We start from the raw sequence: 14,905 nt of genomic DNA, 5'->3' as shown, positions 1-14,905 counted from the left end.
TCAACATTCGTTTTTCTGATGGCCGTCACTCGCCTATGTCTTCGTTAAAAAATGGAGATCGGCCCGCATGACCATCGCAGCTTTTTTGCCCCTGATCGTTTATGCACTCGTCTCGACAATCACGCCGGGCGTCGCGACGACGCTTGCCGCGGCCTCCGGCGCACATTTCGGTTTTCGCCGATCGATACCCGTCATCGTCGGCTGTGCAGTTGGTCTCGGCTCCATCGCAGGCGCGGCAGCGGCTGGGCTTGGCAGCCTGCTGATGGCGCTCCCCGCACTGCAGATCGCGATGAAAACGGTTGGCTCGCTCTATCTGACTTGGCTCGCCGTGCGCATTGGTCGAAGCGGCCCGCCGCGCTTGGATAGCGAAATGGCGAGGCCAACAAGCTTTGCAGCTGGGGTCTGGATGCTCTGGTACAATCCCAAGGGATGGGCGATGACGATCGGCGCATCCGCCTCCTTCGCCGCTTTGGCGAGCGACCCGGCTAATCTCGCCATTTTGCTTGGCCTGACATTTGGTTCTGTCGCTGCATTTTCGCTGGCTATTTGGTGTGCTCTTGGGCAATTGCTCGGTCGATTGCTGAAAACGGCGTCGCAATGGCGCGCGCTCAATTTTTTTTCTCGCTTGCCTGCTGATTATTTCCATTGTCCCGATGTGGCTTGGATAACGTCAAAAATGGCGAAAATGCCCATAATGTGTGGGAATTTGCGTAGTTTGGGCTAGTGAAAAAAGTGGAATTATAGCCCTTACTACGAATTGACTAGCCAGAAAGACCTCTCGCCTCCGAACCCCAATCGGTGTTATTTGCCGCGCCCAAAATCGTTTTCCAACTGCCATGGTGCAATATGGAACGCTACGCACGACATTGTGACAATATCGGCGTAAACTGTAGCCTTAGACCACAGGATGTATTCGGGGGGCACTTGGAGCGCCGACTGACTGCCATTCTTGCTGTCGACATCGTGGGCTACAGCCGCTTGATGGGAACGGACGAGGCCGGTACGCTGGCAGCGGTGAGGCAGCATCGTGCCGAAGTTCTGGACCCGAGGATCACCGAACATAAGGGGCGCATCGTCAAGCACACCGGCGACGGTATGCTGGTCGAATTTTCAAGCGTGGTGAACGCGGTCGCCTGCGCCACCGAAATCCAGCGCGACATGCTGACGCGCAACGAGGATGTACAGCAGGAGCGCCGCATCGAAATGCGTATCGGCATTAACCTCGGTGACGTCATTGTCGAGGACGGCGATATCTTTGGCGAAGGCGTCAATCTGGCGGCCCGCCTTGAAGCCATTGCCGAGCCTGGTGGGATCGCCGTCTCCGCTTCGGTGCGCGATCATGTCGGTTCCCGTCTGGGTGTTTCCTTCGAGGATCGCGGCGAGCATTCCCTCAAGAACATCGCCCATAGCGTTCGCGTTTATACAGTGTCTCTCAATGCACCAACGACCTCGTCGGTCGTCGCTTTGCCTGCGCGCGATGACCGCAAGCGGCTGGTGGCCGTCCTGCCCTTTGTCAACATGAGCGACGACCAGGAGCAGGAATATTTCTCCGACGGGATTACCGAGGATCTCATCACCGACCTCTCGCAGATCTCGGACCTCAACGTCGTCGCCCGCAACACGGTTTTCACCTACAAGGGCAAGTCGGTGAAGGTGAAGCAGATCGCGCAGGAGCTCGGCGCGGATTTCGTTCTGCAGGGCAGCGTCCGTAAGGCCGCACAGCGCGTCCGCATCACCGGTCAGTTGATCGACGCCCGCAACGGCGCGCATCTCTGGGCCGGCCGGTTCGATCGCGACCTGACCGATATTTTCACCATCCAGGACGAGATCACCCATGCGATCGTCGATCAACTGAAGATCAAGCTGCAGCCGGAGGAGAAGAAGGCGATCGAGAGCGAGCCGACCGCCAATATCGAAGCTTACACCTACTATCTTCGAGGCCGACAGTTCTCGCATGCTTGGACGCGGTCCTACCTGCTGTTGGCAAGGCGGATGTTCTTGAAGGCTGTCGAGCTGGATCCGGACTACGCCCGTGCCTATGCCGGCATCGCCGATTGCGACTCGGCATTGAGGGACTGGAGCCCGCGCGAATACCCGCTGAAAAGCATCATGGCAATGAGCGCCAAGGCGTTGGAACTCGATCCTGATTTGGCAGAGGCCTATGCTTCGCATGGTCTGGCATTGCATCAGAGCGGCCTGAACGAGGCGGCAACTGCCGCCTTCGCCCGGGCTATGGCGTTGCAGCCAAACCTCTACGAGACGAATTTCCACTATGCCCGCTTCCTGTTTATGCATGGCCGGTTCGAGGAAGCAGTGCGGTATTTCGAGCGCGCGGCGAACATCCGCACCGACGACTATTTGTCACCCGTGCATCTGATCAGCGCGTTCCGTTCGCTGGGAAAGACAGAGGAGTTGGAGCACTGGGCAAGGATCGGCATCGAACGCGCCGAGCGGGCGCTTGATCTCAACCCGGAAAATTCCGGCCCCGCCCACCGAGGCGCTATCGCCCTGGCGCATCTTGGCGAGGCCGCGCGTGCCAGGGAATGGGCGGCGCGTGCCCTGACGATCGATCCGGACGACATCTGTGCCCAATACAATGTCGCCTGCGCCTTCGCCGTGCTCGGCGATCACGACGCGGCATTGGATCTGCTGGAGAGATTGCTGCCTTTGAGTTCTGCCTATCAGGTGCTCTGGTTCAGCAATGATTCCGATCTGGATTCGCTGCGCGGTTTGCCGCGTTTCCAGAAAATGTTCGAGGTGTTCGCGCGGGATCACGCCGAGGAAGAGCAGAGAGTAGCCGACGAAGATAAAGCGCTGTGCTAACGCTGTTTGCTTTTCCAAATCATCTCTGGCTGCGCCACAGCCAGACGGCCAGCGATCTTGTGCGACCGCGCAAGTTTGCCTCGATCGGACCATCGAGCCTGCCTTCCAGATGGGGCTCGCTGTCGGGTCCTGCCGATAGCAGCAGGTCGTTGCTGATCGCGATCTCGGCCTTATTGCGGGCGGCCACTTCCATCAGGCGGCTGGCGACATTGACGGTGTCGCCGGTCGCGGTGATCTGCTGACGGCCTCTGCCGCCGAGCCTCGAGGCGACGACAGTGCCGAAATGCGCGCCGATCTTGAAGCCGATGCGAGAGACGATCGCCTCCGGCAGCGTTCCAAGCCAGCCCCTCATCCGGTCTGCAAGGCGAATGCAGCAGCGCGCCGCATCGGCGGGATCGTGCCGTCTCGGTTGCGGCAGGCCGAAGAGGATCATCGCGCCGTCGCCCATGAAGCTGGTGATGGCGCCGCCACAGGCCGTCACTTCTTCATCGACAAGATCATAAAAGCCGTTCAGCAGCTCGCGTACCGCCGTTGGGCCGATCGCTTCGCTAAGGCCCGTGAAGCCGTTGAGATCGATGAAGACGACAGCGGCCTCCTGCCTGACCGGCTCAGCCAAAAAGCCGGGGTCGCGGGCAAGATATTCTGCAAGGCCCGGCGCCTGAATGCGCTGCAAGAGTTCGCTCTGCTGCTCAAAATGCTTGGCCTGCTTGCGGCCTAGCCAAAGCTGCGCGGCGCCGAACAGCAGCGCCGGCGGCATGACCGCAGTGATCGGCATGGCGGCACTTAGCCAGATACCGTGTTTGAAGGCGCTGAGGTTGATCGACAGCCAGGCAAGGATGACGCAGAGCGCCATGATCAGGCCGATGGTGTTGCGCCGCCAGGCAATCAGGCCAACGAGTACGAGGGGCAGGCCAATGGCAAAGCCGAGATCGATGAGGCGCACGCCGCGGTCGCGGATCAACCCGTCGCCGGCGATCAAATGAGTAACCGATGTGGAGATGACCTCCACGCCCGGCAACACCGGATCGAAGGGCGTGGGAAAGACATCGCCACCGCCGGTGACGGTTGCGCCGATGATGACGATGTGGTCCTTGATCGTCTCCTCCGGTAATTGCCCGTTCAACGCCGCATTGGCGCCGATGGTGCGGATCGTGCCGCGCGGACCGTAGAACAATAGCGGCATGAGATAGCCGGTATCGGTGTGCACCGAACGGTCACCGATCTTGATCTGGTCGGAGATGACCGCTGTATGCTCACCGGTCGCCGCAGAGACGAGGCGCAGCGAGAAGGACGGTTCGATCCGCTCGCCGCTGCGAAACAACATGGGCACGTAACGAGGCGTCCCGGTCTTGTCGGTCTGGACATTGACGACGCCATAGGTCGCGGCTTGCGCGAAGCGCTCCTGTGGTTCCAGGAATTGCAGGGCGCTGGGCACGCGCGCAAGAGGCTCGTTGCCGTCTTCCGCAACACGCTGACGGCTCTCGGGAAAGACGCCGGCGGCGGCCAGCACGGCATTGGTCCGTTTCAGGGATTGCGCCAGCGCCGCATCGTCCGCCTCCGTGCCGGGATCGACCAATAGCATGTCGAGCCCGATCGCTTTCGGCTTTTGCGCGGCGATAGCATCGACGATCTTCGCGAGGGTTGCGCGGGGCAGAGGATAGTGGCCGGCCTGACGCGCTGTTTCATCGTCGATAGCGACGATGGTAACGACATCGGGCGCTGGCCGGCCGCCGACGAGCACATTCCTGAAATTCGTCAGTGTCGCTTCGGCGCCGTCGATAAGCGGAATGTCGCCGCGCAGATGGGCAACACCGAGGCCTGCACCCCAAGCGGCAGCCAAGACAAGCGCAATCAGCGTGTGCAGCGGTGGTCTTGGCATGGACGTCAGGATCTCACTGGCCGAGGCGGCCCATCAGTGCGTTTATACGAGCTTGTCCCCAGGAAGTGACGCGTAGGGGACTACGGCCGCGATCAACATCGACGCCCTGCCCTTGTCGAAGCGTAACGCCCTCCCCGGTCGAAATCTTGTTGACGGCGACGCGGCCGCGCAGCACCAGCACGGATGTCTTGCCCCGTTGTGCATCAACCGCCCATCGCGTGCCGCGCACGGCAGCAATTGCCTGCGGCGTCACCACTTCGAACCCGCCCCGAATGCGGGCGCTATCGACATCGACCAGCGCCGCCCTGCTATTGAGCACGATGGCATCGACCCGGCCATCGCGATTGCGGTCGGAGAGCTGGTAACTTGCTCCGCGTTCGATGGTGATAATAAGGCCCGGCTCGCAATTCAGGGTCTGGCGTTGGGCACTGACGGCTGGTCGCAGCGAACAACCCGTGGTTTGCGCAAGCGCTGAATTGGCCTCGACAGCGCACAGAACGACGACGACGGCGGCGCCGAGAAAACTCGTTGTCTGGATCATGGCTTGTGCCCCCTCAACGAATATAGCCTGTGGCCACGGGCGATAAATTCCTGCCGCTGCAATATAAATCGATGAATGATGCGTCAGGAGCGGTTGATCTGCAAGCTGTCGTAGCCCTTGGCTCTGTAGAGGATGGTCGAAACCACCCAGCTCGCAAGGAAGATGGCGACGACCGCAAGGCCGAAATTGGCGAGATTGTCATTGAGATCACCGATGAAGCCCCAGACGCCTCCTTCGAGACCGAGCTTGTCCGAGATCAGCCCTAACGCCTCGACACCGCCGATGAAGATGGCGACGGCAACCGAAGCCGCCGAAATTGTCAGATTGTACCAGAGCTTGCGCACCGGCTTGACGAAAGCCCAGCCGTAGGCGCCGGTCATCAATATGCTGTCTGCGGTGTCCATCAGCGTCATGCCTGCGGTGAAGAGCGCCGGGAAGGCGAGGATCGTCCAGAAGGACATGCCTTGCGCCGCCTGGGCCGCCGAAATGCCGAGCAAGCCGATTTCCGTCGCCGTGTCGAACCCGAGACCGAAGAGGAAACCTATCGGATACATGTGCCAGGACCGCGTCACCACCTTGAACATCGGCCGGAAGACGCGCGCCAGGAAACCGCCGCCCGCCAGCAAAGCATCGAGGTCTTCGTCGGCAATCCCCTCGCCCCTTCGCGCGCGGTTGAAGGCTGACAACACACCCTTGAGGACGAACAGGTTAGCAATGCCGATCAGAAGCAAGAAAGCGGCCGAGACCGCCGTGCCGATGACACTTCCGATCTCGTGGAATGAAACAAGCCGGCTTTGCATTGCAGCCGCCGCCCCGGCTATGACGATCGATGCGATGACGACGATCGAGGAATGGCCGAGCGAGAAGAAGAAGCCGACTGCATATGGCTGTTTCCTTTCCTGCATCAGCTTGCGCACGACGTTGTCGATCGCGGCAATATGATCGGCGTCGAAGGCGTGACGAAGCCCAAACATATAGGCGAGAAAAGCGATACCCAGAAGCGACGGCCTGTGAGCGAAGGCGGCCCATGCCGAGATCCATGCGGCAACATTGAATGCGATCAGCAGCATGAAAGTGAAGGCTATCTTGGCCGTCGCTCTTTCCACGCGATCGTCAAATGGATTGAGGGTCATACCTTGGTTCCCGTTATGCGTACGCGCACAGTGCCATGGAACGGGAAGCGGCGCGACAGTCAAGTAACGTAGCTTCCAAGGTTTTTCGCGCTGCTGCAAAATGGGCAAACCCGCCAGATGCCGGGTTTGCCTTGTCAATCTGTCAGCCGATTTCGAACGGGTTGCCCTCGTCTTTCCAGCCGGAGATGCCGCCAATCATGACCTTGACGCGCTTGCCGAGCCTGCCGAGGCGCAGCGCCGCCTTGTCGGTGCCATTGCAATGCGGTCCGGCGCAATAGACGACGAACAGCGTATCGTCAGGCCATTGCGCCATTGACCGCGCGGTCATCTTGCCATGCGGGAGGTTGATCGAGCCGGGGATATGCCGCTGCTGAAACAGGCTAGGCCCGCGAACGTCGATCAGCACGAAGTCCGCATTACCCGACGTCATCGCCTGGCGCACGTCGGAGCAATCGGTCTCGAAGGCTAACTTTTGGGCATAGTATTCGGCAACGAGGCTCGCCGCAGCGGCGGGGATTTCACTGACTAGGGACATAGAACGCTCCTTCTTTGGTTCAACGCATTCATGTCTGAGTGAACCCACCGTTGAAATTGGCCGGAATGCCATATAGCGTCAACATCATGCCAAATTCCGCTAGCCCCAATCTTCTCGGCCCACATGTCGTCACTCTCGTTTATGACGGGCTATGCACGTTCGAATTCGGCGTCGCCTACGAAATCTTCGGTCTCGCGCGCCCTGAGATGGGCGCCGATTGGTACCGCTTTAGCGCCTGCGCGATCGAGGACGGGCCGCTGCGCGCTGCCGGTGGGCTTACCGTTAAGGCAGACCACGGGCTCGAGGTCATTGCCGACGCCGATCTGATTGTGGTGCCCGGCTGGCGCGGCATTGGAACACCTGTCCCGGCTGCGTTGATTATAGAGCTGCAGGCGGCCAGCCGCCGGGGCGTACGTATCAGTCGCTATGTTCGGGCGTTGCGGTCCTAGCCGCTGCAGGGTTGCTTGCTGGCAAAAAGGCGACGACTCATTGGCGCTATGTCGGCTCCATCGCTGAGCGCTATCCCGATATCACCGTCGATGCCGATGTTCTCTATGTCGACGAAGGCAGCGTGCTGACCGCCGCCGGTAGCGCCGCTGCCATCGATCTTTGCCTTCATGTGGTGCGCCGGGATTTCGGGCCTGATATCGCCAACAGTGTCGCGCGCAGGCTTGTGGTGCCGCCCCATCGCGAAGGCGGTCAGGCGCAATATATCGAGACGCCGGTTCTAAGACAGCGCGAGGGAGCACGCTTGGGTCCTCTGCTCGAATGGACGCGCGAGCGTTTGCAGGAGGAACAGCCCATTGCTGCGCTTGCAGCGCGTGCCGGCATGAGCGTACGGACATTCCAGCGCCGTTTCGAGGCGACAACCGGCATGGCGCCGGGCGAATGGCTATTAAGCGAGCGGCTGCGACGCGCCCGGGATCTGCTCGAAAAGCGGACCGCCATTTCGCTGGATGATGTGGCGGTGGCGAGCGGATTTGGATCGCTCGCCACCATGCGCCATCATTTTCGTGAAAGGCTTGCGGTCAGCCCGAGTGACTACCGCAAGCGATTTGCCGCCCTTAAACCAGTCGGCTTTGCTCCGTCGCCGCTTCGATGAAGCTCGAAAATAGCGGGTGCGGTTCGAGCGGGCGGGACTTCAATTCCGGATGGTACTGGACGCCGATAAACCACGGATGATCCGCATATTCGATCGTTTCCGGGAGCACGCCGTCCGGCGACATGCCGGAGAAGACAAGACCGCAATCTTCCAGCCGTTCCTTGTAGTCGATGTTGACTTCATAGCGGTGGCGATGCCGTTCGGAAATGTCAGTCGAGCCATAGATTTCGGAGATTTTCGAGCCCTTCGTCAACGCCGCCCTGTAAGCGCCGAGACGCATGGTGCCGCCGAGGTCGCCGGATGCCTGCCGCTTCTGCAACTCGTTGCCCTTCAGCCACTCCGTCATCAGGCCGACGACCGGCTCCTTGGTTGGACCGAATTCCGTGGAGGACGCTTGATCGACGCCAGCGAGATTGCGAGCCGCTTCGATAACGGCCATCTGCATGCCGAAACAGATGCCGAAATAGGGCACCTTGCGCTCGCGGGCGAAGCGCGCCGCATGGATCTTGCCCTCGGAGCCGCGCTCGCCAAAGCCGCCGGGCACGAGGATGCCGTGGACCTTTTCGAGATAGGGCGCCGGATCTTCCTTTTCGAAGACCTCCGACTCGATCCACTCGAGCTTGACCTTGACGCGGTTGGCGATGCCTCCGTGGTGCAGCGCTTCGATCAGTGACTTATAAGCATCCTTGAGGCCGGTATATTTGCCGACGATGGCAATGGTCACCTCGCCTTCCGGCGTGCGGATGCGGTTGCAGACTTCTTCCCATTGTTCGAGCCGCGGCTTTGGCGCCGGCTCGATGCCGAAAGCGGCCAGCACCTCATTGTCGAGGCCTTCCTTGTGGTAAGCCATTGGCACGTCGTAGATGTTGGCGACATCGAGCGCCTGGATGACGGCGGACGGGCGGACGTTGCAAAACAGCGAAAGCTTGCGGCGCTCAGCCTCGGGAATTTCCCGATCGGCGCGCACCAGCAGAATGTCGGGATGAATGCCGAGCGCCTGTAGCTCCTTGACGGAATGCTGCGTCGGCTTGGTCTTCAACTCGCCGGCGGCCGGGATATACGGCATCAGCGTCAGGTGGACATAGATGGCCGAGCCGCGTGGCAGGTCGTTGCCGAGCTGGCGGATAGCCTCCATGAATGGCATGGCCTCGATGTCGCCGACCGTGCCGCCGATCTCGCAGATGACGAAATCATAGTCGTCATTGCCTTCGGTGACGAAATCCTTGATCTCGTTGGTGACGTGGGGAATGACCTGGACCGTTGCGCCCAGATAGTCGCCGCGCCGTTCCTTGTCGATGATGTTCTTGTAGATGCGACCCGTGGTGATGTTGTCCGTTTTGGTGGCCGAGCGGCCGGTGAAGCGCTCGTAGTGGCCAAGATCGAGGTCGGTTTCCGCACCGTCGTCGGTCACGAAGACCTCGCCGTGCTGGGTCGGGCTCATCGTGCCCGGGTCCACGTTCAGATAGGGGTCGAGTTTGCGAAGGCGGACCCGATAACCACGGGCCTGCAACAACGCTCCGAGAGCCGCGGCCGCAATTCCTTTTCCGAGGGAAGAAACCACGCCGCCAGTGATGAATACATATCGCGCCATGGGAGTCACCGGATACCTTTTCACGAATGATTCCGCCAGCCCTAAAATTCGTTTCCGGAATTTTGGAGATAGAACGCGGAATGTTGACAAAACAAAACCGGCAGATCCGAAGACCTGCCGGAGGATTTTAGTAGCTGACCGGACTTACTGGCCGGTCGGAACGCCGTTGCCGCTTTGGGCGGGCGCTGTCGTCGTCGGCGCCGTCTGCTGGCCGGTGGCTGCAGGCGCCTGCTGGCTGCTAGTGGCCGGCGCAGTCTCCTGGCCGCTAGTCGCCGGAGCCGGCTGCGTCGTGGTCGCGGCCGGAGCCTGTTGAGTGGTCGTCGGCGCGGGCTGCGTCGTCGTCTGAGATTGCGGAGCAACAACGCCGCTGTTCGGGATGCCGTTGCTATTGGCCGGCTTTGACTGGCCGCCTGCCGGCGCTGTGCCCTTCTGGCCGCCGAGCGAATCGAGAATGCCGTTGCCTTGACCCGCCGTGCTCGGGATACGGTTCAAAATGTCGGTCGGACGTCCCTCGAAGCGCGAGTAAACATTCATCCCCAGCGCCAATGCAAAGAACAACGCCGCAAGGATAGCCGTCGTGCGGGTCAGCGCATTGGCCGTGCCGCGTGCCGACATGAAGCCCGATCCGCCACCGATGCCCAGGCCGCCGCCTTCCGAGCGCTGAATCAGCACCACGCCGATCAGGGCGATGACAACCATGAGATAGATGACAAGCAGTACGGTTTGCATAGGTCCAGTCCTGCCCACCGGCGCGGGCATTAAAAAGAAAAGCTCGCGGCTCTTTACATGAGGCTTTCGCCTATTCCAAGTCCTTTTGAGACTGGAACCCAGGCAAGTTAAACCTTCAGGCGAACTGCCGTTCGAATGCGCCATAGATGGCGAGGAAGTCGACGGCTTTCAAGCTGTGGCCGCCAACGAGCAAACCGTTGACATTTTGGATCGCGAGCAGCTCGGCGGCATTGTCGCCGTTGACCGAGCCGCCGTAAAGAAGGCGAATCTGCTCGCCGTCCGCGCCGAAGCGTTCGATGAGCTCGTTGCGCATGAAGTCATGCGCCTCCTCGATATCGGCACGAGTGGGAAGCTGGCCACTGCCGATCGCCCATACCGGCTCATAAGCGACAACGGTTGTCTGCGACGTCGAACTTTCTGGAACCGAAGCACTAAGTTCGCGCTTCAGGACGTCCAGCGTCTGGCCGCTATTGCGCTCATAGGCCGTTTCGCCGATGCAGATGATGGTGATCAATCCCGCGCCATGAGCCGCTTCCGCCTTGGCGCGCACCAACATATCGCTTTCGGCATGGTTTCTGCGCCGCTCGGAATGACCGACGATGACATGTGTGCCGAAGCAGTCGGCGATCATCTCAGCGGAGATATCGCCCGTATGCGGGCCGCTGATTTGCTGATGGCAGTCCTGTGCACCGATCGCCAGCGGACTATCGTCGCAGAGTGCTGTTGCGACATAGAGCAGGCTTACCGGCGGGCAGAGCAGAGTGTCGATCTGTTTGGACAGAGGCGCTTTGACGCCTTCGGCGATCGCCTTGATCTGGTCGAGGTTCGCCCGTGTGCCATTCATCTTCCAGTTTCCAGCCAAAAGCGGCCGTATTTTATTTGTCATTCCGCGTTTCCCCCGTCACCTCTGTGCCGCACTAACAAAACTAGGGCGGAAAGAAAAGTTGTCGAAAGCGGCCGGAAGGAGTTCAAATCGTTTGAAAAATCGCTTTTCCGAAAATAATTCGAAATTTTTTCGAAGAGAGTTATGACGGCTGTGGATCAATGATCCAATTCAGCACTTTCCGCCAGTCGGTCATGCGAACCGGCGTGCCATGGTTGCCGGTGGCAAACAGCGTGAACCGCGTCGGGTAATTCGCCTTGTAAAGCCTTTCAAACAGAGCTTCCTGATTGGTGGCGGCGTAGACGGGATCCCTGCTGCCATGGGTGAACCAGATCGGCAGTTTCGCCTTGTAGAAAGGGCTGTTGACGAAATCCGGATCGGTCACCCCGCTTAAAATCGCCATTCCCTTCAGGCGCTTGACGCTTTCGGCGTCGCGGGTGATGCCCCAGCAGATGAAGCTACCCATCGAGGCACAAGTGAGGATGACTGGTCTGCCGCCGGATTGCTCGTAAGAATAGCGGATCAGGGCCGCGATATCGGCGACGCCGTCGCTATCGAAGCTTTTTACGCTTGGGGCATAGTAGGTGCCGCCATTGTTGTAAGCGAGGTTTTTCAGCCGGTTGAAGTTGCCGCCGAACGCATAGTCGTTCGACCCCAGCCTGCGGTCGCCGCCGCGGCCGTGGATGAAGATCACCGTAAAAGCCTGCTCGGATAGAGGGCCGATGCGGGTGACGTCGAGCTTGCGCTCGCCGAGCGGCAAGGTCTCGTCCTGTTGCGCTTTCCAACTGACGCCGGTTGCGACATAGGCCGGCTTGACGCGCCGCTCCGGCACCTCGTCGCGGCCGTTTATATCTCGCATTTCCTGGTAGTCAATCGTCTGGAATGCGCCATTGTCATGGCTTTCGAGGACCGTTTGATTGGAAAAAAGATCATCTTTGAAGGGCTTTAGCACTTCGGCGGCGGCGCCCGTGGCGACCGCCAATGGCAAAAACGCCGCAATTGCGGCTAAAATCGACAAATGAGTTGTGGACATTCGCATGCGGACACTTCCCTCGCTAGGCCCACGGGCTTGCCATTCGCAGCCCGGCAACGCAAATCTTTTTTCCGAATTTGCCCCGTCACAGGGGCGCCATCGCGCTCGCGCATTGTTTCTGGCAGAATCACGGTGATTCGCGAAACTGACGGCAAATGCGGTGATTTTGGGGTATGACCCCGTCAAGGACAAATCTGAACAGTTCCATGGATAACAGCAACGATCTCTTTTCCGCACTGCCCCTTTCGCCGAAACCGGAAGCGGCGGACAAGCCGGCCGTCAAGGCTGAAAAGCCCGGGGCCGCCTCGCCTCCACGTACGGCGCCGACAACCTCGGCCGCAGACGAATACGGCGCCAATTCAATCCGCGTCCTCGAAGGACTGGAGCCGGTGCGCATGCGCCCCGGCATGTATATTGGCGGCACGGACGAGAAGGCGTTGCATCATCTCTTCGCCGAAGTCATCGACAATTCCATGGACGAGGCCGTCGCCGGCCATGCCGATTTCATCGAAGTCTATCTTGACCAGAAGGGTTATCTGACCGTCACCGACAACGGCCGCGGCATCCCGGTTGAAAACCATCCGCAGGTGCCGGGCAAATCGACGCTCGAAGTCATCATGACGAAGTTGCATGCCGGTGGTAAATTCGACGGCAAGGCTTATGAGACCTCCGGCGGCTTGCACGGCGTCGGCGTTTCCGTCGTCAATGCGCTGTCTGACGATCTCGAAGTCGAGGTGGCGCGCAATCGCAAGCTCTATCGCCAGCGCTTCTCTCGCGGCATCCCGCAGGGCGGTCTGGAGGAACTCGGCGATGTCCATAACCGCCGCGGCACCCGCACCCGCTTTCATCCCGATCCGCAGATCTTTGGCGAGCATGCCAAATTCGATCCGGCCCGTGTTTTCCGGATGGCGCGCTCCAAAGCCTATCTGTTCGGCGGCGTCGAAATACGCTGGAGCTGCGATCCCGAATTGGTGCCGGCGGGCGCCGAATTTCCCGAAAGGGCCGTCTTCCATTTCCCCGGTGGCCTGAAGGATTACCTCAAGGCGACGATGGGCAACGAGTTCACCGTCACGCGCGAGATCTTCGCCGGCAAGTCGGAGAAGGCCAGCGGCCATGGCTCGCTGGAATGGGCGATCACCTGGTATGGCGGCGATCCGCAGATCCATTCCTATTGCAACACCATCCCCACCCCGGAAGGCGGCACGCACGAGGCAGGCCTGCGCATCGCGCTGACTAAGGGGCTGAAGAACTATGCGGAGATGACGCAGAACAAGCGTGCGGCCGGCATTACCACCGACGACGTGATGATTTCAGGCGTCGGCATGCTTTCCATCTTCATTCGGGAACCGGAATTCGTCGGCCAGACCAAGGATAGGCTTGCGACGGTCGAGGCGCAGCGTATCGTCGAAAACGCGCTGCGCGATCCTTTCGATCATTATCTCACCGACAATCCGGCCGAGGCTGAAAAGCTGCTGGATTGGGTGATCGAGCGCTCCGAGGAACGCCTGCGCCGCCGCAAGGAAAAAGAAGTCAATCGCAAGACGGCTGTGCGCAAGCTGCGCCTGCCGGGCAAGCTTGCCGATTGCTCGCAAAATATCGCCGAGGGCGCCGAACTCTTCCTGGTCGAAGGTGACTCGGCCGGTGGCTCGGCCAAGCAGGCGCGCAACCGCACCAACCAGGCGATTCTGCCGCTACGGGGCAAGATCCTCAACGTGGCCAGCGCCGGGCGCGAAAAGCTGTCCGCCAACCAGCAGATCGCCGATCTCATCCAGGCGCTCGGTTGCGGCACGCGCTCGAAATATCGCGAAGAGGATCTTCGTTATCAGCGCGTTGTCGTCATGACCGATGCTGACGTCGACGGTGCCCATATCGCCTCGCTGCTGATCACATTCTTCTATCAGGAAATGCCTGAGCTGATCCGCGGCGGCCATCTCTTTCTGGCAGTGCCGCCGCTCTACAAGATCACGCAGGGGTCTAAATCCATCTACGCCCGCGACGACGCCCATCGGCTGGAGCTGATGGAGACCGAGTTCAAGGGCAAAGGCAAAATCGAGATCAGCCGCTTCAAGGGCCTTGGCGAAATGCTTCCCGCCCAGCTCAAGGAAACGACGATGGATCCGAAAAGACGCACGCTGCTGCGCGTCGAGATCGACGAAGTGGATTTCGAGGGCACGCGTGAAGCCGTCGACAATCTCATGGGCACCAAGGCCGATGCGCGTTTCCGGTTCATTCAGGAGCGCGCGGCATTTGCAGAGAACCTGGATATCTGATGAGAAACCCAAGCTGGTCCTGGCCAAATACCGCTGAAACTGGCCATTCTTAAAGGCAAAACTGGCCAACTACATAAAACACAATCCCAGGTACCTTCGACGTGCCTGGGATTTATTGAAAGACGAGCCGAGATCTTCTGCTGCCAGTGACGGCGAGTATCCGACTAGGGGGAATCTCGCGAGGTCGATCGCGCCCAAGTACAGCCGAAGAGTAAGGTGCCGATGCGAAGTCCGATGTTACCTGTTCGTCTGTCGCGGGATGCGCTAGTAAGCTTGATTGTTCGCCGTGGCGCTCGTCGTGATTTGGTAAGCCCGCTGCGCGACCAGGAAATCCCGATAGGCGGATAGCTTTCCACTGCCTGGCGGTTTGCCTTGTCGTGCAGGTA

At 60.1% G+C, this 14,905-nt stretch carries 10 protein-coding genes and 2 pseudogenes; 4 read left to right on the top strand and 8 right to left on the bottom strand.

The annotated features are described in order from the left end of the window. The first annotated feature begins 67 nt into the window (after nucleotides 1–67). Nucleotides 68–668 (top strand): annotated as a pseudogene (locus tag PY650_RS17050) (LysE family translocator). Between the two features lie 256 nt (nucleotides 669–924). Then, on the top strand, nucleotides 925–2,823 hold the full coding sequence (locus PY650_RS17045) for a TPR end-of-group domain-containing protein (protein ID WP_285880596.1): 1,899 nt from the start codon (nucleotides 925–927) through the stop codon (nucleotides 2,821–2,823). A gap of 19 nt (nucleotides 2,824–2,842) precedes the next feature. On the opposite strand, the gene PY650_RS17040 is transcribed toward PY650_RS17045, so the two are convergent. The 4 genes from PY650_RS17040 to PY650_RS17025 form a co-directional block, all read right to left on the bottom strand. Next, the gene (locus tag PY650_RS17040; protein WP_285880595.1) at nucleotides 2,843–4,702 is read right to left on the bottom strand and encodes a CHASE2 domain-containing protein; all 1,860 of its coding nucleotides are present in this window, start codon (nucleotides 4,700–4,702) and stop codon (nucleotides 2,843–2,845) included. 13 nt (nucleotides 4,703–4,715) lie between these two features. Further along, on the bottom strand, nucleotides 4,716–5,243 hold the full coding sequence (locus PY650_RS17035) for a FecR domain-containing protein (protein ID WP_285880594.1): 528 nt from the start codon (nucleotides 5,241–5,243) through the stop codon (nucleotides 4,716–4,718). An 83-nt stretch (nucleotides 5,244–5,326) separates the two neighbouring features. Further along, nucleotides 5,327–6,376: a HoxN/HupN/NixA family nickel/cobalt transporter gene (locus PY650_RS17030; RefSeq protein ID WP_285880593.1), complete on the bottom strand. Its 1,050-nt coding sequence runs from the start codon at nucleotides 6,374–6,376 to the stop codon at nucleotides 5,327–5,329. Between the two features lie 142 nt (nucleotides 6,377–6,518). Then, the gene (locus tag PY650_RS17025; RefSeq protein ID WP_285880592.1) at nucleotides 6,519–6,911 is read right to left on the bottom strand and encodes a rhodanese-like domain-containing protein; all 393 of its coding nucleotides are present in this window, start codon (nucleotides 6,909–6,911) and stop codon (nucleotides 6,519–6,521) included. 65 nt (nucleotides 6,912–6,976) lie between these two features. Here PY650_RS17025 and ftrA point away from each other — a divergent pair. After that, nucleotides 6,977–8,013: pseudogene (gene ftrA, locus PY650_RS17020) on the top strand (transcriptional regulator FtrA). Here ftrA and pyrG read toward each other — a convergent pair. The 4 genes from pyrG to PY650_RS17000 all read right to left on the bottom strand — a co-directional run bounded on the left by pyrG (nucleotide 7,976) and on the right by PY650_RS17000 (nucleotide 12,255). Beyond that, nucleotides 7,976–9,604, bottom strand: a complete 1,629-nt coding sequence (pyrG, locus tag PY650_RS17015; RefSeq protein ID WP_285880591.1) for a CTP synthase — start codon at nucleotides 9,602–9,604, stop codon at nucleotides 7,976–7,978. The pseudogene ftrA and the gene pyrG sit on opposite strands and share 38 nt — an antisense overlap. A gap of 144 nt (nucleotides 9,605–9,748) precedes the next feature. Beyond that, nucleotides 9,749–10,333 carry a preprotein translocase subunit SecG gene (gene secG, locus PY650_RS17010; RefSeq protein WP_285880590.1) on the bottom strand — a complete coding sequence of 195 codons (585 nt, stop codon included), beginning with the start codon at nucleotides 10,331–10,333 and terminating at the stop codon, nucleotides 9,749–9,751. Between the two features lie 115 nt (nucleotides 10,334–10,448). After that, on the bottom strand, nucleotides 10,449–11,219 hold the full coding sequence (gene tpiA / locus PY650_RS17005) for a triose-phosphate isomerase (protein ID WP_285880589.1): 771 nt from the start codon (nucleotides 11,217–11,219) through the stop codon (nucleotides 10,449–10,451). Between the two features lie 139 nt (nucleotides 11,220–11,358). Beyond that, nucleotides 11,359–12,255 carry an alpha/beta fold hydrolase domain-containing protein gene (locus PY650_RS17000; protein WP_285880588.1) on the bottom strand — a complete coding sequence of 299 codons (897 nt, stop codon included), beginning with the start codon at nucleotides 12,253–12,255 and terminating at the stop codon, nucleotides 11,359–11,361. Nucleotides 12,256–12,455: 200 nt separating this feature from the next. Here PY650_RS17000 and parE point away from each other — a divergent pair, with 200 nt between their 5' ends. Next, nucleotides 12,456–14,519, top strand: coding sequence for a DNA topoisomerase IV subunit B (gene parE / locus PY650_RS16995; protein WP_285880587.1), 2,064 nt, complete (start codon nucleotides 12,456–12,458; stop codon nucleotides 14,517–14,519). Nucleotides 14,520–14,905: the final 386 nt, after the last annotated feature.

Origin of the sequence: Martinezella calliandrae, from assembly GCF_030272695.1 — a bacterium.
GTDB classification, from domain to species: Bacteria; Pseudomonadota; Alphaproteobacteria; order Rhizobiales; family Rhizobiaceae; genus Rhizobium; species Rhizobium calliandrae.
This window is presented reverse-complemented; position numbering and strand designations above follow the sequence as displayed.